Annotated in this window: 25 protein-coding genes; 11 read left to right on the top strand and 14 right to left on the bottom strand. The window is 69.9% G+C overall.

Going from position 1 to position 22,234, the window contains the following annotated elements; translation table 11 throughout:
• The first annotated feature begins 4 nt into the window (after positions 1 to 4).
• Positions 5 to 1,060 carry a BUD32 family EKC/KEOPS complex subunit gene (locus tag B0I32_RS39630; protein ID WP_181308301.1) on the top strand — a complete coding sequence of 352 codons (1,056 nt, stop codon included), beginning with the start codon at positions 5 to 7 and terminating at the stop codon, positions 1,058 to 1,060.
• Positions 1,061 to 1,110: 50 nt separating this feature from the next.
• On the opposite strand, the gene B0I32_RS39635 is transcribed toward B0I32_RS39630, so the two are convergent.
• Positions 1,111 to 2,037, bottom strand: coding sequence for an aminoglycoside phosphotransferase family protein (locus B0I32_RS39635; protein WP_106248496.1), 927 nt, complete (start codon positions 2,035 to 2,037; stop codon positions 1,111 to 1,113).
• A gap of 107 nt (positions 2,038 to 2,144) precedes the next feature.
• On the opposite strand from B0I32_RS39635, the gene B0I32_RS39640 reads away from it, so the two are divergent.
• Positions 2,145 to 2,930 (top strand): class I SAM-dependent methyltransferase, encoded by a 786-nt coding sequence (locus tag B0I32_RS39640; protein ID WP_181308303.1) that lies wholly within the window; start codon positions 2,145 to 2,147, stop codon positions 2,928 to 2,930.
• Between the two features lie 62 nt (positions 2,931 to 2,992).
• Complete coding sequence (locus B0I32_RS39645) at positions 2,993 to 3,484, top strand: hypothetical protein (protein ID WP_245956318.1); 492 nt, start codon at positions 2,993 to 2,995, stop codon at positions 3,482 to 3,484.
• Positions 3,485 to 3,739: 255 nt separating this feature from the next.
• Here B0I32_RS39645 and B0I32_RS39650 read toward each other — a convergent pair whose 3' ends face one another.
• Positions 3,740 to 4,453, bottom strand: coding sequence for an SDR family oxidoreductase (locus tag B0I32_RS39650; protein ID WP_106248499.1), 714 nt, complete (start codon positions 4,451 to 4,453; stop codon positions 3,740 to 3,742).
• Between the two features lie 141 nt (positions 4,454 to 4,594).
• Here B0I32_RS39650 and B0I32_RS39655 point away from each other — a divergent pair, with 141 nt between their 5' ends.
• Complete coding sequence (locus tag B0I32_RS39655) at positions 4,595 to 5,137, top strand: GtrA family protein (protein ID WP_106248501.1); 543 nt, start codon at positions 4,595 to 4,597, stop codon at positions 5,135 to 5,137.
• Between the two features lie 96 nt (positions 5,138 to 5,233).
• On the opposite strand, the gene B0I32_RS39660 is transcribed toward B0I32_RS39655, so the two are convergent.
• A complete protein-coding gene (locus B0I32_RS39660) occupies positions 5,234 to 5,803 on the bottom strand; it encodes a TetR/AcrR family transcriptional regulator (RefSeq protein WP_106248503.1) in 570 nt (189 codons plus the stop codon).
• Positions 5,804 to 5,934: 131 nt separating this feature from the next.
• Here B0I32_RS39660 and B0I32_RS39665 point away from each other — a divergent pair, with 131 nt between their 5' ends.
• Both B0I32_RS39665 and B0I32_RS39670 read left to right on the top strand, forming a co-directional pair.
• Entirely contained in the window at positions 5,935 to 7,140 is a 1,206-nt protein-coding gene (locus B0I32_RS39665) for a cytochrome P450 (protein WP_106248504.1), read from the top strand.
• Between the two features lie 38 nt (positions 7,141 to 7,178).
• Positions 7,179 to 7,382: a ferredoxin gene (locus B0I32_RS39670; RefSeq protein WP_106248506.1), complete on the top strand. Its 204-nt coding sequence runs from the start codon at positions 7,179 to 7,181 to the stop codon at positions 7,380 to 7,382.
• A 1-nt stretch (position 7,383) separates the two neighbouring features.
• Here B0I32_RS39670 and B0I32_RS39675 read toward each other — a convergent pair whose 3' ends face one another.
• From B0I32_RS39675 to B0I32_RS39725, 11 genes are all read right to left on the bottom strand, one after another.
• Positions 7,384 to 8,241 carry an SCO6745 family protein gene (locus B0I32_RS39675; protein ID WP_106248507.1) on the bottom strand — a complete coding sequence of 286 codons (858 nt, stop codon included), beginning with the start codon at positions 8,239 to 8,241 and terminating at the stop codon, positions 7,384 to 7,386.
• A gap of 88 nt (positions 8,242 to 8,329) precedes the next feature.
• Positions 8,330 to 8,956: a nuclear transport factor 2 family protein gene (locus tag B0I32_RS39680; protein ID WP_219912243.1), complete on the bottom strand. Its 627-nt coding sequence runs from the start codon at positions 8,954 to 8,956 to the stop codon at positions 8,330 to 8,332.
• 13 nt (positions 8,957 to 8,969) lie between these two features.
• Complete coding sequence (locus tag B0I32_RS39685) at positions 8,970 to 10,397, bottom strand: aldehyde dehydrogenase family protein (protein WP_106248509.1); 1,428 nt, start codon at positions 10,395 to 10,397, stop codon at positions 8,970 to 8,972.
• 12 nt (positions 10,398 to 10,409) lie between these two features.
• A complete protein-coding gene (locus B0I32_RS39690) occupies positions 10,410 to 11,093 on the bottom strand; it encodes a 3-oxoacid CoA-transferase subunit B (protein WP_106248511.1) in 684 nt (227 codons plus the stop codon).
• Positions 11,090 to 11,752, bottom strand: a complete 663-nt coding sequence (locus tag B0I32_RS39695; RefSeq protein ID WP_106248513.1) for a 3-oxoacid CoA-transferase subunit A — start codon at positions 11,750 to 11,752, stop codon at positions 11,090 to 11,092. The genes B0I32_RS39690 and B0I32_RS39695 overlap by 4 nt, the downstream gene beginning before the upstream one ends.
• Entirely contained in the window at positions 11,749 to 12,942 is a 1,194-nt protein-coding gene (locus B0I32_RS39700; RefSeq protein ID WP_106248515.1) for a thiolase family protein, read from the bottom strand. Before B0I32_RS39700 ends, B0I32_RS39695 begins: the two co-directional genes overlap by 4 nt.
• 28 nt (positions 12,943 to 12,970) lie before the next feature.
• Positions 12,971 to 14,053 (bottom strand): ABC transporter substrate-binding protein, encoded by a 1,083-nt coding sequence (locus tag B0I32_RS39705; RefSeq protein WP_219912244.1) that lies wholly within the window; start codon positions 14,051 to 14,053, stop codon positions 12,971 to 12,973.
• A gap of 6 nt (positions 14,054 to 14,059) precedes the next feature.
• Positions 14,060 to 15,049 carry an LLM class flavin-dependent oxidoreductase gene (locus tag B0I32_RS39710; protein WP_106248518.1) on the bottom strand — a complete coding sequence of 330 codons (990 nt, stop codon included), beginning with the start codon at positions 15,047 to 15,049 and terminating at the stop codon, positions 14,060 to 14,062.
• Positions 15,050 to 16,012, bottom strand: coding sequence for an ABC transporter substrate-binding protein (locus B0I32_RS39715; protein WP_219912245.1), 963 nt, complete (start codon positions 16,010 to 16,012; stop codon positions 15,050 to 15,052).
• A gap of 147 nt (positions 16,013 to 16,159) precedes the next feature.
• Complete coding sequence (locus tag B0I32_RS39720; RefSeq protein ID WP_106248521.1) at positions 16,160 to 17,026, bottom strand: cupin domain-containing protein; 867 nt, start codon at positions 17,024 to 17,026, stop codon at positions 16,160 to 16,162.
• Positions 17,027 to 17,061: 35 nt separating this feature from the next.
• Positions 17,062 to 17,952 (bottom strand): DUF6282 family protein, encoded by an 891-nt coding sequence (locus tag B0I32_RS39725; protein WP_106248523.1) that lies wholly within the window; start codon positions 17,950 to 17,952, stop codon positions 17,062 to 17,064.
• 212 nt (positions 17,953 to 18,164) lie between these two features.
• Here B0I32_RS39725 and B0I32_RS39730 point away from each other — a divergent pair, with 212 nt between their 5' ends.
• The 5 genes from B0I32_RS39730 to B0I32_RS39750 all read left to right on the top strand — a co-directional run bounded on the left by B0I32_RS39730 (position 18,165) and on the right by B0I32_RS39750 (position 22,226).
• Positions 18,165 to 18,944, top strand: a complete 780-nt coding sequence (locus tag B0I32_RS39730; RefSeq protein ID WP_106248525.1) for an IclR family transcriptional regulator — start codon at positions 18,165 to 18,167, stop codon at positions 18,942 to 18,944.
• 65 nt (positions 18,945 to 19,009) lie between these two features.
• A complete protein-coding gene (locus B0I32_RS39735; RefSeq protein ID WP_106248527.1) occupies positions 19,010 to 19,798 on the top strand; it encodes an ABC transporter ATP-binding protein in 789 nt (262 codons plus the stop codon).
• 8 nt (positions 19,799 to 19,806) lie between these two features.
• The gene (locus B0I32_RS39740; RefSeq protein WP_106248528.1) at positions 19,807 to 20,697 is read left to right on the top strand and encodes an ABC transporter permease; all 891 of its coding nucleotides are present in this window, start codon (positions 19,807 to 19,809) and stop codon (positions 20,695 to 20,697) included.
• Positions 20,698 to 20,700: 3 nt separating this feature from the next.
• On the top strand, positions 20,701 to 21,471 hold the full coding sequence (locus tag B0I32_RS39745; protein WP_106248530.1) for an HpcH/HpaI aldolase family protein: 771 nt from the start codon (positions 20,701 to 20,703) through the stop codon (positions 21,469 to 21,471).
• On the top strand, positions 21,468 to 22,226 hold the full coding sequence (locus tag B0I32_RS39750; RefSeq protein WP_181308305.1) for an SDR family NAD(P)-dependent oxidoreductase: 759 nt from the start codon (positions 21,468 to 21,470) through the stop codon (positions 22,224 to 22,226). The genes B0I32_RS39745 and B0I32_RS39750 overlap by 4 nt, the downstream gene beginning before the upstream one ends.
• The last annotated feature ends 8 nt before the right edge of the window (positions 22,227 to 22,234 follow it).

Here is a 22,234-nt window from a genome sequence, read left to right on the forward strand (position 1 = left end):
GATCATGATGACCGACACGCGGCTGACCACCCACGGCGACGTCTCCACGGCCCTGGCCCGCCACGACGACCGCGAGCTGGCCGCGCTGCTGGAGCGCGCGGCCGTGCCCCTCGGCACCGGCATCGGCGGGACGTCCGCGCGGCTCGACGTCGGCGGCACCCCGGTCTTCGTCAAACGCGTCCCCCTCACCGCGCCCGAGCTGCGCCACCCGCACTCGACGGCCAACCTGTTCGGTCTGCCGCCCTTCTGCCAGTACGGCATCGGTTCGCCCGGCTTCGGCGCCTGGCGCGAGCTGGCCGCGCACACGATGACCACCGAATGGGTGCTGACCGGCCGCTTCCCCGGCTTCCCGCTGCTGTATCACTGGCGGGCGCTGCCCAACACCGAGCCCGCCCCGCTGTACGGCGACCTCGCCGACATCGATCGGGCGGTCGCGTTCTGGGAGGACGCCCCCGGCTTACGCCGCCGTCTCGAAGCGCTGGCCGAGGCGCCGGCGAGCCTGACGCTCTTCCTGGAGTACGTCCCCACCGACCTGAACCAGTGGCTGGACGAACGCGTCCGCGCGGGCGACGCCGACCGCGCCTGCGCCTTCGCGGACCGGAAGCTGCGTGAAGTCGTGTCCTTCATGAACGCGAACGGCCTGCTGCACTTCGACGCGCACTTCGGGAACTTCCTCACCGACGGGCGCCGCCTCTACCTGACCGACTTCGGGCAGGCGGTGTCGGACCGGTTCGACCTGTCGGTCGAGGAACAGGTCTTCTACCGGCGGCACCTCACCTACGACCGCACCTTCACGCTGGCGTACCTGGTGAACTGGCTGGCCGGCGCCTTTCACGGGGCCGACTGGCCGAAGCGCCGCGAGCTGGTGCGGGAGTGGGCGGCGGGGGCGCGGCCGGCCGGCGTGCCCGACGGGGTCGCGGCGCTGCTGTCGCGGGACAGCCCGCTGGCCACCGTACTGAACGACTACTACCACGCCCGGCAGAGTGTGAGCAGGCAGACGCCGTACCCGCTGGAGCTGATCCGCCAGGTCGCCGGACGGCACGGCCTGCCGCTCGAATGAACCTTGAGCGGCGGGCCGCCGCGAGGAAGGCGCCGCAGCCGGGTGGATCTTCAGCGGCGGGCTGCCGCGAGGACGCGCCGCAGTGCCGCCCGGCCGGCCGGTCCCCACGTGGCCTTTCCACCCGGCCGGCCGTGCACGCCGGCGTCGCCGATGTGCAGCCCGGCCAGGCCGCGGATCACCACCCAGCCACGGGCCCGGCGCAGGGTCGCGGCGTCCAGGGCATGCCCGTAGGCCGCGAAGCAGCGTTCGGCGGCGCCATCGGGCAGGAGGGTCCAGGCGGCGGACAGGTCGCAGGCCGGATCGCCGGCGAACAGGTCACCGAAGTCGATCACGCCGCACAGGGCGCCGTCCGCGGTGACGACGTTGGCCGCGTGCAGGTCGCCGTGCAGCCAGAGCGGCGGGCCGGCCCAGTCCGGCGCGGTGGCGGCGTCGTCCCAGACCGCGCGTACGTCCTCCGCGTCCCCCTCGGAGATCAGCTCCCGCTCGACGGCGTCGGCGATCTGCTTTTCCACCCACTCGGAAGATCCGGACAGAGGCCCGCCGCGCCCCCGGCCGCCGGTGTCCACCTCTTCGGGAGCGGGCTGGTGCAACGCGGTCAGAAAGGCGGCCAGGGCATCGGCCGACACGGCGCCGCGCGTGACGGGGGCACGGTCGGCGGGCTCCCCCGGCACCCAGGTGGTGACGATCCACCGCCGGGGAAACCGCGCGGACGGCTCACCGAGCCGCTGCGGAACGGGCACCGGCAGCGGCAGCCGCGGCGCGAGAGCCGGCACCCAGGTGTGCTCCTTGAGCAGCAACTCATCCGCCCCTTCCGTCGCCCAGGGCAACCGCACGGCCAGATCGTCACCCAACCGCCACAACTGGTTGTCCCACCCCCGCGCCCCCAGCCGCACGGGCCGATCGGCCAGGTCGGGATGCTGATCACGCAGCAGATCCCGGACGAACTCCGCGCTGATGTCGATCTCGGTGTGCGTCATGCGCAGCCACAGTAGCCCCTCACCACCTCGCCCCGATCCGGCGCGGACCCGCCATGAGGACATGCGGCATGATCGCTCGCAGGGTCTATGACGAGCACGGAGCAGCCATGACAAGCGTCTATGACAACGAACGGCTGGCGGCGAGTTACGCCTTCGACCGTCCTCCGGTGCATCAGCAGATCCTCAAGTCGGCTCGCCTCAGGGGTCCTGTCGGGCGGGCGCTGGACATCGGATGCGGCGCCGGCGTCTCCACCGCCGCGCTCGTACCGTCGGCCGGGCAGGTCATCGGCCTGGAGCCGGTCCCGGCGATGCTCGCGCACCGGCGATCCGTCGCGCCGTCCGCTCGTTTCGCCGTCGGCACCGCGGAGGCGCTGCCGTTCGCCTCGGGGTCGTTCGACCTGGTCGCCGCCGCCGGCTCGCTCGACTACGCCGATCTGCCGTCGGCCCTCGCCGAGGTGGCCCGCGTCCTGACACCGGACGGGACGTTTCTCCTGTACGACTACTCGAAAGGCCGGTGCTCCCCGACAGCGGACGCGCTGGCTACGTGGTTCACCTCTTTCGAGCAGCGGTTTCCATCGCCGGCCGGCCGGCGGCCGCCGGCCGTGCCGGGGTTGCCGCTCGCCGGGGCGGGGTTGCGCCTGCTCGACCGCGTCGACGTCGAGGTTTCGGTGCCGATGACGTTCGACGGCTATCTCCGCTATGTGCTGGGCGAGGTCAACGTGGCCAGTGCCATCGCACGTGGGGCGGACAGCGCCGAAGAGGCCGGCGACTGGTGTCGGCGCACGCTCGCGGAGGTGTTCGCGCCCGGGGAGCTGACCGTGGTCTTCCGGGGGTACCTCGCCACGCTGGCCCGGGCTGATCCTTGCGACGTGTCGGAGGGCGTATGGGGCTAATGGCGATCAAATGGATGATCGTGACTCAGAACCTTTACCGGCGCCTTGGCGTCAAAGCAGGCATGATGAAGACGATGATCGGGGCCTCGCTCCTCGCGGGCTCGCTGCTGGTCTCCGGGGCCGGTGCGGCGGTCGCCCAGGCGCAGCCGACGCTGGGGCCGTACGGTTACGGGGGCGTCAAGCTCGGGATGACCGCCAAGCAGGCCAGGGCAACCGGGGGCGTGGTCCAGAAGATGCCGGGCGGCGGGGGCTGCTCCGGCTGGGACCTGAAGAAGTTCAGGACGCCGAAGGACTCGGTGGGCGTCTACATCTCGCCCCGCGTGGGGCTGGCCGCCATCTTCGCCGCGAAGGGCATGAAGACCCCGCAGGGCATCAAGATCGGGTCCACGCTCAAGCAGGTGAAGGCGGCGTACCCGCGCATCAAGAAGGACTTCGACGGCTTCTACGTGATCACGGTCCCCGGCAACAAGAAGGCGTACTACAACTTCAGCGTCGAGCGCGGCAAGGTCACCGAGTACGGCATCGCGCTGCACAAGCAGGACTGCTTCAACTAGACCGGGCCTGACGGCGGGGGCGGATGAGGAAGCAGGCGGTTGGGACGGCGGGGGCCGGCTCACCCGCCGGCTCACCCGCCGGCCCGGCGGCGATCGGTGCGGGGGCGCGGGTGCCGCTGGTGCGGGTGAGTCCGGTAGGCGCGTCCAGGCGGCCTGCGCCGGCGATCGGATGGCGCTGGCATGTGCGTCCAGGCGGCTTACGCCGAGCGATCAGGTGGCGCTGGCATGTGCGTCCGGGCGGCTTACGCCGAGCGATCAGGCGGTGCCGGCGAGGGCGGCCGCGGCCTTGCGGTACATGACGTCGGAGTCCTCCGCGAGCCAGAGCTTCACCTGACGGCTCCACTCGTCGGCCAGGATCTCGGTCCGGTCCTCCTCGATGCCGTCGAGGGCGGTCTTGACGATCACTTCAGGGGCGGTCTTGTCGCCGGTGTACCAGGCCATCATGTCGGTGTCGGCGGCGCCCAGGTGCAGGCCGGACACCAGGGTGCGCTGGCCGGCCAGTTCCAGGCGGGCGTTGTTGGTGAGCGCCCACTCGGCGGCCTTGCCGGCGTGGTAGGCGCCCGCGCCGTCGACGGCGAGCCACGAGACCGCGGACAGCACGTTGAGGATCGCGCCGTCGGCCAGCTGGGGCGCGAAGGCGCGGATCACGTTGAGAGTGCCGAAGAAGTGGGTGTCCATCTCGCGGTGGATCACGTCCAGATCGCCGGTGATCAGGTTCGCGCCGGTGGAGATGCCGGCGTTGTTGATGACGATCTTGACGTCCGGCGCCGCTGCCGCCGCCTCGGCGATGGACGCCGGGTCGGTGATGTCGAGTCGCAGCGGGACGGCCCCCGGTACGTCGATCTGCTCCGGACGGCGGGCGGTCGCGTACACCTTGCCCGCTCCGCGCTCAAGAAGGGAAAGGGCGAACTGCCAGCCCAGGCCGCGATTGGCTCCGGTGACCAGCACATGTGCTCCGTTGATCTGCATGCTCGCCACGGTAGAACCTGACATTGACGTCAGAGGCAAGCGATGTGACGCAAGTCATGGCCCTGGGACGGTCACCGCCGTTGTGCCCGTCCAGGGCGATCGGCGGGTCATCGGAGTGTTCGACCGGTGAGAAGATCGAGGGTGCTCCGAATCGCGAAGGCCCTGCTCGCCAGATCACCGGAACCGCTGCGCGCGTTCGCGCTGAAGCACCGCGAACTGCTCAAGTTCGCCGTGGTGGGCGGAACGACCTTCTTAGTGGACAACGCGGTCTTCTACGGGCTGAAGCTGACCTTCCTGGAGCCGAAGCCGGTGACCGCGAAGATCATCGCGGTGCTCGTGGCGACGATCGTGTCCTACGTGCTCAACCGCGAATGGTCGTTCCGCACCAGGGGCGGCCGCGAGCGCCGCCACGAGGCGGCGCTGTTCTTCCTGGTCAGCGCCATCGGCCTGGTGCTCAGTTCCGCACCACTCTGGATCTCCCGGTACGTCTTCGGCCTGGACACCCCGCAGGTGAGCCTGCTGACCCAGGAGATCGCCGACTTCATGAGCGCCCAGGTCATCGGCACCCTGATCGCCATGGTCTTCCGCTTCTGGGCGCTGCGCCGGTGGGTCTTCCCCGACGAGCAGGCCCGGCCCGACCTGCGCCTGGCCCCCGTTCGCGACGCCACGCACGAGGCCGCCTGACGAGAGCGGAACCGCGCGAGCCGCCCCGCGCGTGGCGGCCGATCCACCCGTCCAGCCGCTTCCCTCTGGCGCCGACCGCCCAGCCGTCGAGCCTTGTCACCGCGGGCGGCGTAGCCCGTCCAGGACGAGGGTGATGAGGTCGTCGGCCTCGGCTCGCCAATTCGGGCGATCGTGGGCCGCGCCGATGCCGTGCAGGGCCATCATCACGGCGCCGGCGTCCACGTCGTCACGAACGGCGCCGTCCCGCGCGGCGGCGGCCACCAGGTCGGCGACGGCCTGCTCCAGCTCCCGGCTGCCCTCGGCGAGGACGCCCATGTGATCGGCCATGAGTGTGGCCAGCGTCCTGGCCAGGCCCTCGTGAGCATGAATGTGGTCGACCATCACTCGCAGAAAGGTCGCCAGAGCCTCCGCCGCGGGCAGTGTGGCCTCAAGCCGGCGGGCACGGTCGCACATCGCGGCGACCTCTCCGTGGTAGACCGCCTCGGCCAGGGCCTCGCGGGTGGGGAAATGGCGGTACAGCGTGCCGGTGCCCACCCCGGCCAGGCGGGCGAAGTCGTCGAAGCGCAGGTCGAAGAAGTCGCCGGCGTCGAAGATCTCTCGCGCCTTGGCGATCAGGACATCGCGGTTGCGCCGGGCGTCGGCCCGCAGCGGCTTGTCGGCGGTCATGCGCTCCCTCGCGTTGACAAATGGAGATGGTCTCCATATTTTGAAAGTGGAGATGATCTCCAGTTCGATCGTACCTCATGAGGTGCGGCGTGAGGATCCTCGCCTGTCCGTGACGTCGTGGAAGGAAAATCATGACCACCGCCGAGAAGTACGCGTTCCCCATGGCCCGCACGTGCCCGTTCGCGCCGCCGCCGGCGTACGAACAGATCCGTGAGGAAGAGCCGGTCACGCGGGTCAGCCTGCCCGACGGCGGCCGGGCCTGGGTGGTCAGCCGGCACGAAGACGTGCGAACCGTGCTGAACGACCGGCGGTTCAGCGCCGACCGGCAGCATCCGGACTTCCCGCAGCTGACCAAGGGCGAGGCCGCGACCCGGCGGCCGGACGAGGAGCGGGTCCTGATCGCGATGGACGCGCCCGAGCACGGGCCGGCCCGCAAGGCCGTGCTCGGCGAGTTCACGGTGCGCCGGCTGGAGGCGCTGCGGCCGCGGATCCAGGAGATCGTGGACGAACGGATCGACGCGCTGCTGACCGGGCCGCGCCCCGGTGACCTGGTGCGGTCGCTGTCACTGCCGGTCCCGTCACTGGTGATCTGCGAGATGCTGGGCGTGCCGTACGCCGACCATGAGTTCTTCCAGGACCACACGGTGAAGATGGTCAATCAGTCGACGCCGCCCGAGGAGCGGCTGGCGGCCATGGGGGCCATGTGGGGCTACATGGACGGCCTCATCGCGGAGAAGGAGGACAACCCGCCGGACGACCTGCTCGGGCGGCAGATCGTCAAGCTGCGCGCGAACGGCACATACCGGCGGACGGCACTGGCCGGCATGGGCTTCCTGCTGCTGGTGGCGGGCCACGAGACCACGGCGAACATGATCTCGCTGTCGACCGCGGCGTTCCTGCGCAACCCGGAGCAGCTCGCGATGATCAAGGCCGACCCGGGCAAGACGCTCAACGCGGTCGAGGAGATGCTGCGGTACTTCACGATCATCGACGTGGCGACCGCCCGGCTGTGCGTCGAGGACGTCGAGGTCGGCGGGCAGCTCATCAAGGCCGGCGAAGGAGTGCTGGCGCTCGGCCATGCGGCCAACCGGGACCCGCGGGCGTTCGCGAACCCGGACGAGCTCGACATCGAGCGCGGCGCGCGCCACCACGTGGCGTTCGGGTTCGGGCCGCACCAGTGCCTGGGCCAGAACCTGGCCCGGATGGAGCTGCAGATCGTGTTCGACACGCTGTTCCGCCGCGTCCCCACGCTGGAGCCGGCAATGGATCTCGACGAGCTGCCGTTCAAGGACGACGCGAACATCTACGGCCTCTACGAGCTCCCGGTGACCTGGTGACGGACGAGCTGTCATCCCCGCCTCAGGAGGAGAGGACCATGAGGATCGTCGCGGACACCGGCAGGTGCGTCGGCGCCGGACAGTGCGTGCTCACCGAGCCGGCGCTGTTCGACCAGAGCGAGGACGACGGCACGATCGTCGTGCTGAACGAGACACCGCACGGCGAGCTGGTCGAGAAGGCCCGCGAGGCGGTGCACGTGTGCCCTGCCCAGGCCCTCGCCCTGGAGGCCCTGGAGGAGTGAGTCAGCCCGTTCGCGGATGACGGGAGGCGCGGGCCGCGGCCCAGGGCATCAGCTCGGCTGCCAGCTGCATGCTCCAGGGGCGTACCAGGCTGCACAGTTCCTGGCAGCGATCGTCGCCGAGCGCGGCGTAGGGGGCCGTGGCCATCCGGTCGGTCGCCTCCTCGATCGCCTCACGTTCGCTGCGGCCCTGGTCGGTCAGGGAGCCGTCGCGGAGCCGGCCGCGATCCTCCAGCCGGCTCTCGGCGGCCGCCCAGTCGGCCTCGGTCCAGCCGCGGGTGACCCGGAGCGTCTCGGCCGGGACGGCACCGGTGGCGGCGTGGGTGACGAGGGCTTCGATCCCGGTGAGCCCGGCGGCCAGCAGGGCGGCCAGGTGGCCGTCACCGCGAAACTCGCGCAGCAGGGTCGCGGCGTGCCAGAGAACCAGATGCGGAGCGTCAGGCCAGGGCAGTGCGGTGTGCGCGGCATACAGAGGCCGCCCGCTGAGCTCGCCCGAGACCGCTTCGGCCGCCTCCCGGGCCAGCGCGGCGGCCTGCGACATCTCCGGCGAATCAATCGCGTCGCCGAGCACGCGGCGCAACGTCGTGTCGACCGCGTTCAGCCGGGCGTCCAGGATGTCGGCGGGGGAAGCCAGGCTCCATGCGGCCGGGATCGCCTTGCGTACCACCTGCGGATTGAAGTTGTAGAAGGTGGCGACCACCACCTCCGCGCGAACCGCGCCGAGCGCGGCAGCCCGGGACGCGAAATATCCCATCCGTCCGGTCAGTCCGAGCTGCCGGTAAGCGGCGTCCGCCTCCGGGGCAAAGTAGATCATGCCGTGCAACGGCTCCAGCGTCCGCCATGTGCGGCGTACCCACGTCATGCAGGCGAAGATACCGACCGGTTGGTATATCGTCCACTTTCCCGGCGCCCGACTTCACGCCATGGTGGCGGCCCAGGCTTTCGCGCGTTCATCCCGTGCCGGTGAGCCAGGCGGTCTCGCCCTTGTGGAACGCGTCGAGCTCGGCCGGCCGGTCGTCGCCGAGCAGGTCCTGGCTCACCGTCACGCCGCGGGTCGACTGGATCCAGGTGATGAAACGGTAGGACGGCCGCAGCTCAGCGAGCTGAGCCGCGTCCACCGGGAGCACCTCACCCGCGTGGACGGGGCGCAGCTCGTCGCGCTCCATCAGGACCTCGAAGCTCATCAGCTTCCACCGTCCTTCCTCCCGGACGGCACGGGAGAAGAACCGGCAGTAGGCGTGGAAGTCGACCTCCACCCCTTCCACCGTGGTCCGGTTGAAGATCTTCGCCGGGCTCTCGACGGTCGCCCGGTCGCCCTCGACCCGCGCGTAGGCGGGGAAGACCCAGTGCTTGCTGTTCCCGGTCCGCCCCATCCACGTCTTCGTCGCCTCGACGTAGGCCTCGCCGCCGTGTCCGTCGTACCAGGTGGTCCGGACGTAGGCGTCGTCGTGGAAGCAGTCACGCATCACGTCGAAGAGTCGCTGGTCGCGGGCGAAGCGTTCGCGCCGCGCCAGGTCGAAGAGCTCCTCGCGGTCCAGCAGGACCGCGAGCCGCTCGCTGTGGTCAGGGTTCACCATGTCGTCCTCTCGTTCACCGCGGATAACCGAGCACGGCCTTCACCTCGAGGTACTCCTCGAAGCCGAACCGCCCGAACTCTCGTCCGTTCCCGGACTGCTTGTAGCCGCCGAAGGGCAGGCTGCGGTCGAACGGAGCGCCGTTGAGGTAGACGCGGCCCGCACGGATGCGATTGGCGACCCTGCGGGCGTGGTCGGGATCCTTCGACTGCACGAAGCCCGCCAGCCCGAACGGCGTGTCGTTCGCGATCTCGACGGCCTCGTCCTCGCTCTCGTAGAGCAGGATCGACAGCACGGGGCCGAAGATCTCCTCGCGGGCGATCCGCATCCGCGGCGTGACGTCGCCGAACACGGTCGGGCGGACGTAGAACCCCTTGCCGAGCCCGTCGGGGCGCTCCGGGCCGCCGGCCACGAGCGTCGCGCCCTCGTCGATCCCCGACTGCACGAGCGTGGTGACCTTCTCCAGCTGAGCCTGGCTCACCAGGGGCCCCATCGTGGTCGACGGATCGAGCGGCTCGCCGAGACGGACCTCCTTGACCGCCCGTCGCGCGGCGGCGTACGCCTCGTCGCGCTGCGAGCGGTGCACGAGCATCCGCGTGGGCGACTGACAGTTCTGGCCGGCGTTGGTGTAGCACGAGTGCACCCCGGCGACGACCGCGGACTCAAGGTCCGCGTCGGGCAGGATGATGTTGGCCGACTTGCCACCGAGTTCGAGCGCGACGCGCTTCACCGTGTCGGCCGCGAGCTTGGAGACCCTGACGCCGGCGCCGGTCGAGCCGGTGAGCGAGACCATGTCGATGCCGGGGTGCGCCGCGATGGCCTCACCGACCGTGGGACCGTCACCGTTGACGAGGTTGAACACGCCGGGCGGCAGCCCGGCGTCGTGGATGACCTCGGCCAGCACCATGGCGCTGAGCGGCGCGATCTCGCTCGGCTTGAGCACCACGGTGCATCCCGTGGCGAGGGCAGGGGCCACCTTCGACGCGACCTGGTTCAGCGGCCAGTTCCACGGCGTGATGAGACCGCAGACGCCGATCGGCTCGCGCCGCACGATCCCGGCCCCCATCTCCTCCTCGAAGGGGTAGTCCGCGAGCACGCGGGCCGCCTCCTCGAAGTGGAACAGCGCCACCGTGGCCTGGCGTTCCGTCGAGAACGTGATCGGCGACCCCATCTCGCGCGTCATCGTCCTCGCGATCTCGGGCAGCCGAGCCCGGAAGCCGGAGATGATCCGTTCGAGGTACTCCAGCCGCTGCTCCACGCTGACCTGCGCGTACGTGGGGAAGGCCGCGCGCGCCGCCGCCACCGCGCGGTCGACGTCCTCGGCCGTCCCGAGGCTGATCTCCGCGAACGTCTCCTCGGTCGCGGGGTCGAGGACGCCCAAGGTGCGCGGCGTGGCCGGATCGACCCACGCACCCCCGATGTAGAACTGGTGCCTAGCGGACACTGTCCAACCTCCTCATGGTGTCGCCGCGGCGAGCGGGACGTCGAGGCGCGTGCGGAGCTCGTCGAACGAGATCCCCCACGTCTCCCGGACGAGGACCTGATCCCCTCCGGTGATCTCGAACACGGCGACGTCGGTATAGATCCGGTTCACGCAGCGCAGCGCGGTGAGCGGATACGTGCATGCGCTGACGAGCTTCGGCTCGCCCTTCCTGGTGAACAGCGACATCAGCACGAAGACCTGCTTGGCGCCCACGGCGAGGTCCATCGCCCCGCCGACCGCCGGGATCGCGTCGGGCTCGCCGGTGTGCCAGTTGGCGAGATCCCCCGATGCCGAGACCTGGTAGGCGCCGAGGACGCACAGGTCGAGATGGCCGCCTCGCATCATGGCGAACGAGTCGGCGTGGTGGAAGTACGCGGCACCGGGCAGCTCGGTCACCGGGAACTTGCCGGCGTTGATCAGATCGGGATCGATCGCGTCGCCCGTCGCCGCCGGTCCCATGCCGAGCATGCCGTTCTCGGTGTGGAAGATGACCCCCGACTCCGGGGAGAGGTGGTCGCCGACGGTCGTGGGCTGACCGATGCCGAGGTTGACGTACGCCCCGCGGGGGATGTCGCGCGCGAGCACCTGGGCCATCTCGTCCCGCCCGAGCGGGCCGCGGCCGGTGTGCTCGACGACGCTCGGAGACACCGCGCTCATGACGGCACCCGCACGATCCGGTCGACGTAGATGCCCGGGGTGACCACGGCCTCGGGATCCAGCTCTCCCGGCTCGACGACGTGCCGCACCTGCACGACGGTGGTCGTCGCGGCCGTCGCCATGACGGGATTGAAGTTGCGTGCCGTCTTGCGGTAGACGAGGTTTCCGAGGGTGTCCGCGGTGTGGGCGCTGATGAGCGCGACATCGGCGGCGATGGGCGATTCGAGGACGTACGTCCGGCCGTCGATCTCGCGGGTCTCCTTCCCCTCCGCGAGAAGGGTCCCGGCTCCGGTGCGGGTGTAGAACCCGCCGATCCCGGCTCCGGCGGCGCGCATGCGCTCGGCCAGGTTCCCCTGCGGCACGACCTCCAGCTCGATCTTCCCGCCGCGGTACAGCTCGTCGAAGACCCAGGAGTCCGTCTGCCGGGGGAACGAGCACATGATCTTGCGCACCCGCCCGGCGGCGAGCAGCGCCGCGAGCCCGGTGTCCCCGTTGCCCGCGTTGTTCGACACGACGGTGAGGTCCCGCGCTCCTTGCCGGATCAACGCGTAGATCAGCTCGAACGGCATGCCGGTCGTGCCGAAGCCGCCGACCAGCACCGTCGAGCCGTCGGCGATGCCGCTGACCGCGTCGTCGACGGAGGTGCAGAGCAGCGTCATGCGACGTTCTCCAGCACGACCGCCAGGCCTTGACCCACACCGATGCAGATGGCCGCCACGCCCCATCGTTCACCCGACTCCACGAGCCGCGCGGCGAGGGTCCCGAGAACGCGCCCGCCCGAGGCGCCCAGGGGGTGCCCGATGGCGATCGCCCCGCCCTTGGCGTTGACGAGTTCGGCGTCCCGCAGCCCGAGCTCGAGCCAGGCGTCGACGCAGGCGATCGACTGGACGGCGAACGCCTCGTTCAGCTCGACGGCGCCGACGTCGCCCCAGGTGATGCCCGCCCGCTCGAGCGCGTCGTTGGCGGCCTCGACCGGGGCGTAGCCGAACTGCTGCGGCTCCAGCGCCGACCAGCCGCGACCGGCGATCCGCGCGACCGGATCACGACCGATGGTCGCGGCCGCGCTCGCCGAGCCCAGCAGGACCGCGCTCGCGCCGTCGTTCAACGGTGAGCAGTTGCCGGCGGTGATCGTCCCGTCGGGCCGGAACGCCGGCTTCAGCTTGGCCAGCGCCTCGAGCGAGGTGCCGGCCCGGATGCTCTCGTCCTGGACCAGGTCGGCGCCGGGGACGGGCACCACGAGGTCGTCGTAGAAGCCGTCCTTCCACGCCTCCGCCGCGAGGCGGTGCGAGCGGGCACCGAACTCGTCCTGCCGCTCGCGCGAGATCGAGAACTTCTCCTGCAGCTGCTCGTTGCACTCGCCCAGCGAGACCGTCCACTCGGCGGGCATCCGCTCGTTCACCAGCCGCCAGCCCAGCGTGGTGGAGACGGCGGTGACGTCGCCCGCCGGGAACCGGCGCGACGGCTTCGGCAGGACCCACGGCGCCCGCGTCATCGACTCCACGCCGCCGGCGATCGCGACCTCCGCGTCGCCGACCTCGATCATGCGTGCAGCCATCATGGCGGCGTCCAGCGACGAGCCGCAGAGCCGGTTCACCGTGGTGGCGGTCACCGAGACGGGCATGCCCGCCAGCAGCACGGCCATCCGGCCGACGTTGCGGTTGTCCTCGCCCGCGCCGTTGGCGTTGCCCCAGAACACGTCGTCGACCAGGCCGGGATCCAGGCCCGGCGAGCGGTCGAGCAGTCCCTTCAGCGCGGTCGCGGCCAGATCGTCGGTCCTCGTGTCGGCCAGGGCTCCATTGAACCGGCCGAACGGGGTCCGGACCGACGCGTACACGAACGAGCTGCTCATTCGGGTCGTCTCCACTTCCTGCCCCATCTCAGGAGGCGTTCTTCGCTTGCTTGCGGATGTCGTCGTAGGAGAAGTCGTTGATGGCGTCGAGCAGGTCGGGCGTGTAGATCTCCGTGGCGGGGAACGCCTTGTCCACGAGCCCGGCGGACGCCATGAACTCGACCATCCCGGTGGCCGCCTTCGGATCGATCCCGCCCCACTTGCCGTCCTCGACTCCCTGGTCGGCCAGCCGGACCTTGAGGATCTTGACCTGGGACGCCATCGCGTCCTGCTCCGGTCCGTTGCCCCGGGTCTCCGGGTGCAGCTTCCACAGGTCGCGGATCGCGGCCTCGGGGTTGGCCTGGGCGAAGGCGAAGCCCTTCGCGATGGCGCGACCGAACCGCACCAGGACGTCCTTCTTCTCGTCGATCGTCTTCCGCGTCGCCGCGAACCCGCCGCCCCAGATGCTCGCGGTCTGGGGCACCGGCAGCGGGGTGAGCTTGATCCCCGCGTCCTCGACGATCGCGTACTGGGTGTCCCAGAGGGACAGCGCGTCGACCTGGCCGCTCTTGATGGCGTTGATCTGCTGGGCGCCGGCGCCGATCGGCACCAGGCCGGCGGCGTTCTCGCTCATCCCGTTGAGCTCCAACGCGGTCCGGGCGAACGTCCCGCCCGAGCTGGCCACCGCGGTCACCCCGATCTTCTTGCCCTTCAGGTCCGCGATGCTCTTCACGTTCGAGCCCTGGGGCAGTTGCAGGCTGTAGATCCAGTGCGGGTAGTACGACGCGAAGTAGACCAGGCCCAGGTTCTTGGCGTGACCGATCGCCACCGGCTCACCGGTCATCAGTCCGATGTCGGCGCCGCCGGCGGCCAGTTGCTGCGCCGACTGCGTGCCGGAGGGGAACAGCTGGACCTTGACGTCGAGCCCCTCGTCCTTGAAGTAGCCCTCGGCCTCGGGGACCACCAAGGTGGTGTAGCCGGAGTTCCAGCTGGGCGCGCTCAGGGCGAAGGTGACGGTGTCGAGGCCGTCGCCGCCCGCTGATTCGCCCCCCTCCGAACCGCAGGCGCCCAGCGTGGCCAGCACGAGGATGCCCGCGAACAGGCCGGCCACGCTCTTGAGTCGTCTCGTCATCCTCGGTCATTCCCCATCGAAGCTCGTGATCGCGTCTGAAGTCGTCGTGTCGTGCCAGTGCGGGAGGACGTGCCGCCCGACGAGGTCGAGCGTGTGGCGGGCGACCTCCGGCGGCGTGCCGAACGGGGCCACCCGTAACTGGACGGACGTTACCCCTGCTTGGACATATCGGGCGATAGTCGCGTCGATCTCGTCGGGCGTGCCCACCATGGGGAGCTCCAGCTCAGCGGGACCGTCCGCACCCATCCATGCGCCCCGCTCGGTGTAGTAGGCGGTCGCGGCCTTGAAGTGGCGCGCGGCGAGCTCGCGGGCCGTGGCGGCATCCTCGTGGACGACGCAGAACCTGGTGGTGGCGACCACTCCCCCCGCCTCGCCCGGCCGTCCGCCGCGATACGACCAGTAGGCGGCCGACTGCTTGATCAACAGGTCGTCGCAGTAGTTCGTCGCGCCGTAGAATCCGTCGGCGAGCGTCGCGGCACGACGGGCCGAGGCGGCCACCTTGCCGCCCACCAGGACCCGCGGCCCGCCGCGCCGCACCGGGGGCGGGATCGCCACCGGCGCATCGGTGTTCACGTCGGCGGACCAGGCCTCGCGCAGCAGCTTCAGCGTGGCGTCGAAGGCCGCGCCGGCCGGACCGGACGCGGGCAGCCCGGCCCGTCGGGCGACCTCCGGGCTGCCGAGCCCGAGGCCGAGGGTGAGCTTCCCGCCGCACAGCTGGTCGAGCAGCGCGGCCTCGTAGGCCAGCTTCTCCGGACTGTACGCCCGCAGGAGCAGCACCGCCGATCCCAGCGCCAGGGACGTCCGTCCGGCCAGATGTCCCAGGACCATCAGGACGGACGGGAGGTGGAACGGCTGAGCGGCCGCGTGATAGCTCTCGCCCACCCACGCGGAGTCGAAACCCTGCTGCTCCGCGCGGGCGAGCATCGTGACCGTGCGATCCACCTGCGGGCGGACCGGCTCCTGGGAGCTCAGGTCGAGCGCGATCCCCAGCCGCATTCAGCCGGCGCTCTCTGCTTGCTTGACGACGTCCTCGTGATTGAAGTCGTTGAACGCCTTGAACATCGCGTCGGTGTAGATGTCCTTCGCCGGGAACTTCTTGATCAGTCCGGCCGAGGCCATGAAGTCGAGCGAACGGGTGAACGCGGCCTCGTCGATCCGGCCCAGGGTCTTGTCGTCGAAGCCCTGCCCGTCCAGGCGGACCTGGAGGACCTTGACCCCGTCAGCCAGCGCCTTCTCCTCCGGTTCTGACCCGCGGGTCTCCGGGTGGAGTTTCCACAGGTCGCGGATCGCGGCCTCGGGGTTGGCCTTGGAGAAGACGAACGCCTTCGCCACCGCCCGGCCGAACCGTTCGAGGATGTCCTTCTTGGCCTCGAGGTTCTTCTTGGTCGCCGCGAAGCCGCCGCCCCACGCGTCCGCCGTCTCCTTGACCGGGAGCGGTGTCAGGGTGACGCCGGCGTTCTTGACGATCTGGTACTGGATGTCCCAGAGCGCCAGCACGTCGACCTGGCCGCTCTTGATGGCGTTGATCTGCTGGGCGCCGGCGCCGATCGGCACCAGGCTGGCGGCGTTCTCGCTCATGCCGTTGAGCTGGATCGCGGTCCGGGCGAACGTCGCGCCGGAGCTCGCGACCGCGGAGACGCCGATCTTCTTGCCCTTCAGGTCGGCGATGCTCTTCACGGCCGAACCGTCCGGCACCTGCAGGCTGTAGATCCACTTCGCCCAGTAGGAGCTGAAGTAGGACAGGTTCAGGTCCTTGTCGTGCCCGATGGCCACGGGCTCGACCGTCATGAGGCCGAGGTCGGCCCCGCCGCCGGCGACCTGCTGCGCCGCCTGGGTGGCCGACGGGAACAGGTTGGTCGTGACCTTCAGACCCTCCTGCTCGTAGAAGCCCTCGGCCTCCACGACGGCCATGACCGCGTAACCGGCGTTCCAGCTGGGAGACGCCATCGCGAACGTCACCGGCGTCAGCTTGCCGCCGACCTGAGCCGAGTCGCCGGATCCGCTGTCGGAACCGCACGCACTCAGCGTTACGGTCGCGCACAGGACGGCGACCGCACCACTAACGACTTTCACTGCTCGTCCGGTCTTCACGATGGAACCTGCCTCTTACTGGTTGGGGAGTGGGTAGGTGTCTTCGTTGAGCACTCGGCCCGGCTGCAGGGAGAAGTCCAGACGCGGCGGGCAGAAGATGTCGATCAGCTGGTTGGTCCCCGAGCCCACGGCCTCGCTGGTGTGCAGCATGGGCGGAGGGATCACGGCCACCGAAGGACTGCCGCACCGCAGGTGCCGGTCCTCGCGCCACTCGGTGCGGCGCTTGGACCACGGGGTCCGCAGGTGGTGGACGTACTCCCCTTCCACGGCGAGCGAGCACTGCTCGAAGTCGTCGTGGTCGTGCGGCGAGAGGGTGTTCGGGTCACGCGGGCCGATCCTGGGCGCCAGGAAGTTGATCATGAAGGTGCTGCACCGCACGATCTGGCCCGGGCGGATGGCGTCCTGCGTCACCTGCAGGTCGGCCAGCCGGTAGGCCCGGATGCGGTAACCCTCCGGCGGGTCCGGCCACGGCTCGAACGGCTTGGTGTTCGGGTGCGGGTTCGCGTACGCGTCCCGGTTGCGCGCCTTGTCCAGCAGGTCGGTGGACTCGGAGCTGAACAGCCGCACGACGGTGCAGTCGGCGACGCCGGAGATCACGCTGCCGCCCGGCGGGACCATCACCACCGCCTTGCCCGAGACCGGCTCGACCTCCCCCGGCGCGCGGACCTCGACGCTGCACTCCTCGTAGGGGAGGAGCAGGACGTACTCGTCCGGCTGATCACTCCGCTCCAGCACGTCGCCGGCGACCAGCGTCGTGTAGGCGAGCACGAAGTTGTGCCCGCGGAAGTACCACGTCGACGATCCGCCAGGGGTCGTCTCGTCGGGATCCCCCGTACCGAGGTAGGAGAACTCCGCCTCGGGCGGGGTGGCCAGGGTGGTCATCGTCTGTCCTTTCGGGTCGGCGGCAAGATGCCGGTTCAGTCGTCCAGGCCGAGCAGGAAGGCGGGGTTGTCGCAGAAGACCTGCCGCAGCGACCTCTCGTCCAGGCCGAGGTCCAGCAGCGCGGTCGCGACGCGGATGTAGGAGTCCACCGGCAGCGGCCGATCCTTCTGACCGAGGTCGGAGGAGATCACGGTGTGCTCAGGGCCGATCTTCTCGATCCAGTCCAGGAGGATCCTCGGGTCCCACTTCTTGGTCCCCTCGGGGTCGTAGAAGCCGGTCTCGTGCTCGATGAACGCTCCGTAGCCGATGAGCTCACGGCACTTCGCCTCGTCCGCGCCGATGACGTAGTCGGGATGGTTGAGCAGCATCCGGGTGACACCCTTGTCCTTGGCCGCGGCGAACAGCTGGGTGATCGACTCGGTCTCCATGTGGCCGCCGGTCACCATCGCGCCGGTCTCCTTGACCAGGTCGAGCACCTCGTAGACCTCGGGGATGAGCTCACCGTTCTCCTGGTGGACGTCGACCCGGGACGACGGCACCTCGACGCTCGCCGTGGGGAAGCCGACGCCCTCCGGATGGCAGTCGATGTGCCGGCCGGCCGAGAACGTGGGAAACCACACGGCCTTGCCCCCCATGCGCAGGCACATGGCCACCGCCTGGGGGTTGATGCCGCCGATCATGCTGTTCAGCGTGATGCCGCCGAAGACCGGGGTTTTGATCTTCGCCAGCCGGTCGCTCATCGAGAGCAGGTCCATCACAGTGTTGTGGTGGTGGGACTTCACCAGCACGCCCCTCATGCCGAGCCGCTCACCGTCCTTGCCGGCCTCGGCATGGTCGATGCGGCGAGGAAACGGGTTCGGGCCGGAATGGCAGTGCAGGTCAACGCAGCCGTTCAGCAGCTTGATGATGGCGGGCGAGTCAGTCATGAAGTCTCCGGAGTATCGACGGGGTTCACAGCACCGTTCGCATCACAGACTGGGAGTTCACTATCCGGTCTGTCAATAGGGTGCGTTCGGAAACACTTTCGCGAAACACCAGGAAAACCTTGCAGCAAGACACCGGACACGCTTACTCTCTGTCCGTACTGCGAACCGCGATAACTCTTTTTTGGGACATCAACGCGACGGGGTGGGGGCCGATGACGGAGAACCAGGACGAAAAACCGGTGGCTGCTCGCGAGCAGGACATCCAGGCGGTGAGCCGGACCGCGCAGATCCTCGGGCTGTTCGGCCCGGAGACTCCGGAGCTCTCCGTCGCGGAGGCCACCCGCCGGCTCGGCCTGAACCGGACCACGGTGCACCGCTACTTCAGCTCGATGATCAGCTCCGGGCTGCTCGAGCGCGTGGAGGACTCCGCCTTCGTCCGTCCCGGACGGTCGATCCTGCAGCTCGGCAGCTTCATGCTGGGACAGCAGCGCATCATGCAGAAGGCGCCGGCCTACATGCGCGAGCTCACGCTCGAGATCAAGATCAGCACCGTGCTGTCGCTGTGGGGCACCTCCGGCCCGGTGGTCTCGCTGGTGGAGGAGGCCGAGCATCCCACCGTGGTGACGGTGCGGGTGGGCTCGCAGCTCGCCCTGGACTCCTCGCAGGCCAAGGTCTTCCTGGCCTTCCTGCCCGACCAGTTCCACGCCGACCGGCTCACCGGCAGCCTCCCCGAGCCCCAGCGCACCGAGACGCGCCATCGTATCGAGGCGATCCGGCAGGCCGGCATGAGCAGCCACGTCAACCACCGCGGCATCTGCGTCGTCGCGGCGCCGGTGTTCGCGGCGACCGGCATCTGCGCCACGATCGCGGCCGTCGGCACCGAGCGGATGCTGCCGGACGCGCTGGACTCCCGGGAGGCCACGGCGTTGAAGGCCGTCTGCAAGCGACTGACCAAGGAGATGGGCGGCACGTGGCCCGAGGCGACCGCCTGATCGCTGCCAGCACGACAACCGAGGCGCGGGCAGCCTGCGCTTGAACCAGGTGAGGAATGACAGACATGCCGACCAGCACCGACACCGACTGCGCGATCCGCTTGGACTCGCTGTCCATGCTCTACCCGACGAAGTCCGGCGGGACCGTCCAGGCTCTCGACGACGTCTCCCTCAGCGTCCAGGCCGGTGAGTTCATCTCCATCGTCGGCCCCAGCGGCTGCGGCAAGAGCACGCTGCTGCGGATCATCATGGGCCTGTCCCGCCAGACCTCCGGGCAGGTCACCTTCGGGCCGTCGGAGGACACCCACCGCAACCAGCTCGGGATGGTCTTCCAGCAGCCGCTGCTGCTGCCCTGGCGTACGGTGCGGAAGAACCTGCTGACGTCGCCGGACCTGCACCACGCCCGGGACGCCGCGACCCATGAGAAGGCCGACGAGCTGCTGGTGATGCTCGGCCTGGAGGAGTTCGGCGACCGCTATCCGAACGAGCTGTCCGGCGGGATGCAGCAGCGGGTCGGGATCGGCCGCGCCCTGATGCACGACCCGCGCATCCTGCTCATGGACGAGCCGTTCGGCGCCCTCGACGCGATGACCCGCGACCAGATGGGACTGGACCTGCTGAAGATCTGGGACCAGGATCGCAAGACCGTGCTGTTCGTGACGCACAGCATCCCCGAGGCGGTGCTCCTCGCCGACCGCGTCGTGGTCATGACACCGCGCCCCGGCCGGTTGGCGGACGTCGTCGAGGTCGCGCTCCCCAGACCGCGGCGGCTCGAGAACATCAACACGCCGGAGTTCGGCGAGATCGTCCTGAAGATCCGCAAGCTGCTCGACTCCGAGCACAGCGCCCACTAGGAGACCTGATGTCCACCAACACCAAGCGCCAGGCAGCCGGCCGAGAGGAACGCGCCGTCCCGGACGGTGAGACCGTGCCGGTGAAGGCGCCCACGAACTCGGACACCCCGGCCCGACGCCGCCGCCGAGTACCGGAGATCACCTACAGCGTGCTGGTGTTCATCGGGCTGTTGGTGGTCTGGCAGGTCGTGGTGGAGATGTTCGACATCTCCAACATCCTCGTCCCCGCGCCCTCGGCCGTCGCCGTCTCCCTGGTCGACGGCTTCCGGGACGGCAGCCTGGTGAGCCACTCGATCGTCACCATGAAGGAGATCCTGATCGGATTCGGCATCGCGGTCGGCTCGGCGCTGGTCTCCGCGGTGCTCATCACCCAGTTCCGGACGGTGGAGCGTGTGCTCTTCCCGCTGCTCATCCTGACCCAGACCATCCCCAAGGTCGCCATGGCGCCGCTGCTGATCGTCTGGTTCGGCATCGGGATCAGCTCGAAGGTGCTGACCGTGGCGCTGATCGCGTTCTTCCCCCTCCTCATCAACGCCGTCCTGGGATTCAGGTCCGCCGCCCACGAGCAGGTCGAGATGCTCCGTTCCTTCGGCGCGTCCCGCATGCAGGTCATGCGGCACCTGCAGATCCCGTCGGCGCTTCCGCACATCTTCGCGGGACTGGAGGTCGCCGTCATCCTGTCCGTGACCGGCGCCGTGGTCGCGGAGTTCGTGGGCAGCTCGGAAGGTCTGGGCTACCTGATCCAGGCGAGCAACTTCACCCTGGACGTGGCCAGGACCTTCGCGGTGATCGTCGTGCTGTCGGCCGTCGGCATCGTCCTGCACGCGGTCGTCGTGCAGCTCGGCAAGTGGCTGGTCTTCTGGACCGCCACCCCCTCCAACGCCGCCAGCGAGGTCTGATCCATGACACGGGTACGCGACGGAATCAACGGCGGCACGCTCGGGACCTGGATCAAGCTGTCCAGCCCCGAGAGTGTCGAGATCATGGCCTACGCGGGCTTCGACTTCGTGGTCATCGACCTCGAACACACGACACTGGACCTGGCCGCCGCCTCGACCCACATCGCGATGGCCCGCGCCCTCGGGGTGGATCCGCTCGTCAGGGTGCCCGACCACGGCCCCAGCGTGATCCAGCGGGTCCTGGACGCCGGCGCGGCCGGTGTGGTCGTGCCGCACGTCGACACGGTCGAGCAGGCCCGGGCGGTCGTGCGGGCCACCTGCTTCCCGCCGCGCGGCGACCGCGGGTCCGGCGGCACCAGCCGGGCGGGTCGCTGGGGGCTGCTGCCACGGGCGGAGTACCTCGAGTACGGCAACGAGCAGGCCCTGTGCGTCGTCCAGCTCGAGAGCGAGGCGGCGATGAGGAACACGAGGGAGATCCTGGCCGTCGACGGCATCGGCGCGGCGTTCGTAGGGCCGGCCGACCTCTCGATGTCGATGGGCGTCACGGCGGGAAGCGACGAGGTGGACCGGCTCGTCACGTCCGCGCTGGAGGCCGCCGCCGCGGCAGGCGTCCCCATCGGCACCGCGTCCGCCACGAGTGACCAGGCCCGGGCCGCGCTGGCCCGGGGCTACGACTACGTGGTGGTCAGCAACGACACCTCGATCCTCGCCAGCGGAGGCCGGGCGATCGTGAACGCGGTGAAGGCGCCGGTCGCCGAGCGGGTCGCCCGATGAGCGCGCCCCGTGTCGCCATCGTGACGGGCTCGAGCTCCGGGATCGGAGAAGGGATCGCCCGCGCGCTCGCGGCCGACGGCTTCACCGTCGTGGTGAACTCGGCCACCTCGGTCGACGCCGGCGAGCGGCTCGCGGCCGAGCTTCCGGGGGCGAGCTACGTCCAGGCCGACATCGCCGATCCCTCCGACGCCGTGCGCCTGGTGGAGACGGCCGTGGCGCGGCACGGCCGTCTCGACCTGCTGGTGAACAACGCCGGGGTGGCGCGAGCCGTCCCCCACGCCGACCTGGACGCGGTCACCGCCGACGACTGGCACCGGATCCTCGGCGTCAACGTCGTCGGGACGTGGCAGGTCTCCGTCGCCGCCGTGAAGGTCATGGAGCTCGGCGGCCAGATCGTCAACATCAGCTCGGTGGGCGGCTCGCGCCCCCTCGGCAGCTCGATCCCCTACGCCGTCAGCAAGGCCGCGCTCGACCACATGACGAGGCTGCTGGCCAAGGCCGTGGGCCCGGACGTCCGGGTGAACGCGATCGCCCCGGGGCCGCTCCAGACCCGGCTGACCGCGGGCAGCCTCGCCACCCGGATGGCGCGCACCGTGGCGATGACACCGATGGGCCGGCTCGGGCAGCCGTCCGACGTCGCGGCGATGATCCTGGCGCTCGTCAAGGCCCCCTTCGTCACCGGTGAGGTGATCAACGTCGACGGCGGCATCAACCTCGTCACCCACATGGACGCGCCTCGCGAGGCCAACGCGTGATCCGTCCC

Origin of the sequence: Nonomuraea fuscirosea (assembly GCF_003001935.1) — a bacterium.
Lineage (GTDB): Bacteria > Actinomycetota > Actinomycetes > Streptosporangiales > Streptosporangiaceae > Nonomuraea > Nonomuraea fuscirosea.

Excerpts from the sequence above, each read along its gene's own strand:
- B0I32_RS39630 (WP_181308301.1), top strand. The coding sequence starts at position 5 with ATGATGACCGACACGCGGCTGACCACCCACGGCGACGTCTCCACGGCC.
- B0I32_RS39635 (WP_106248496.1), bottom strand. The coding sequence starts at position 2,037 with ATGACGCACACCGAGATCGACATCAGCGCGGAGTTCGTCCGGGATCTG.
- B0I32_RS39640 (WP_181308303.1), top strand. The coding sequence starts at position 2,145 with ATGACAAGCGTCTATGACAACGAACGGCTGGCGGCGAGTTACGCCTTC.
- B0I32_RS39645 (WP_245956318.1), top strand. The coding sequence starts at position 2,993 with ATGATGAAGACGATGATCGGGGCCTCGCTCCTCGCGGGCTCGCTGCTG.
- B0I32_RS39650 (WP_106248499.1), bottom strand. The coding sequence starts at position 4,453 with ATGCAGATCAACGGAGCACATGTGCTGGTCACCGGAGCCAATCGCGGC.
- B0I32_RS39660 (WP_106248503.1), bottom strand. The coding sequence starts at position 5,803 with ATGACCGCCGACAAGCCGCTGCGGGCCGACGCCCGGCGCAACCGCGAT.
- B0I32_RS39665 (WP_106248504.1), top strand. The coding sequence starts at position 5,935 with ATGACCACCGCCGAGAAGTACGCGTTCCCCATGGCCCGCACGTGCCCG.
- B0I32_RS39670 (WP_106248506.1), top strand. The coding sequence starts at position 7,179 with ATGAGGATCGTCGCGGACACCGGCAGGTGCGTCGGCGCCGGACAGTGC.
- B0I32_RS39675 (WP_106248507.1), bottom strand. The coding sequence starts at position 8,241 with ATGACGTGGGTACGCCGCACATGGCGGACGCTGGAGCCGTTGCACGGC.
- B0I32_RS39680 (WP_219912243.1), bottom strand. The coding sequence starts at position 8,956 with ATGGTGAACCCTGACCACAGCGAGCGGCTCGCGGTCCTGCTGGACCGC.
- B0I32_RS39690 (WP_106248511.1), bottom strand. The coding sequence starts at position 11,093 with ATGAGCGCGGTGTCTCCGAGCGTCGTCGAGCACACCGGCCGCGGCCCG.
- B0I32_RS39695 (WP_106248513.1), bottom strand. The coding sequence starts at position 11,752 with ATGACGCTGCTCTGCACCTCCGTCGACGACGCGGTCAGCGGCATCGCC.
- B0I32_RS39700 (WP_106248515.1), bottom strand. The coding sequence starts at position 12,942 with ATGAGCAGCTCGTTCGTGTACGCGTCGGTCCGGACCCCGTTCGGCCGG.
- B0I32_RS39705 (WP_219912244.1), bottom strand. The coding sequence starts at position 14,053 with ATGACGAGACGACTCAAGAGCGTGGCCGGCCTGTTCGCGGGCATCCTC.
- B0I32_RS39710 (WP_106248518.1), bottom strand. The coding sequence starts at position 15,049 with ATGCGGCTGGGGATCGCGCTCGACCTGAGCTCCCAGGAGCCGGTCCGC.
- B0I32_RS39720 (WP_106248521.1), bottom strand. The coding sequence starts at position 17,026 with ATGACCACCCTGGCCACCCCGCCCGAGGCGGAGTTCTCCTACCTCGGT.
- B0I32_RS39725 (WP_106248523.1), bottom strand. The coding sequence starts at position 17,952 with ATGACTGACTCGCCCGCCATCATCAAGCTGCTGAACGGCTGCGTTGAC.
- B0I32_RS39730 (WP_106248525.1), top strand. The coding sequence starts at position 18,165 with ATGACGGAGAACCAGGACGAAAAACCGGTGGCTGCTCGCGAGCAGGAC.
- B0I32_RS39735 (WP_106248527.1), top strand. The coding sequence starts at position 19,010 with ATGCCGACCAGCACCGACACCGACTGCGCGATCCGCTTGGACTCGCTG.
- B0I32_RS39740 (WP_106248528.1), top strand. The coding sequence starts at position 19,807 with ATGTCCACCAACACCAAGCGCCAGGCAGCCGGCCGAGAGGAACGCGCC.
- B0I32_RS39745 (WP_106248530.1), top strand. The coding sequence starts at position 20,701 with ATGACACGGGTACGCGACGGAATCAACGGCGGCACGCTCGGGACCTGG.
- B0I32_RS39750 (WP_181308305.1), top strand. The coding sequence starts at position 21,468 with ATGAGCGCGCCCCGTGTCGCCATCGTGACGGGCTCGAGCTCCGGGATC.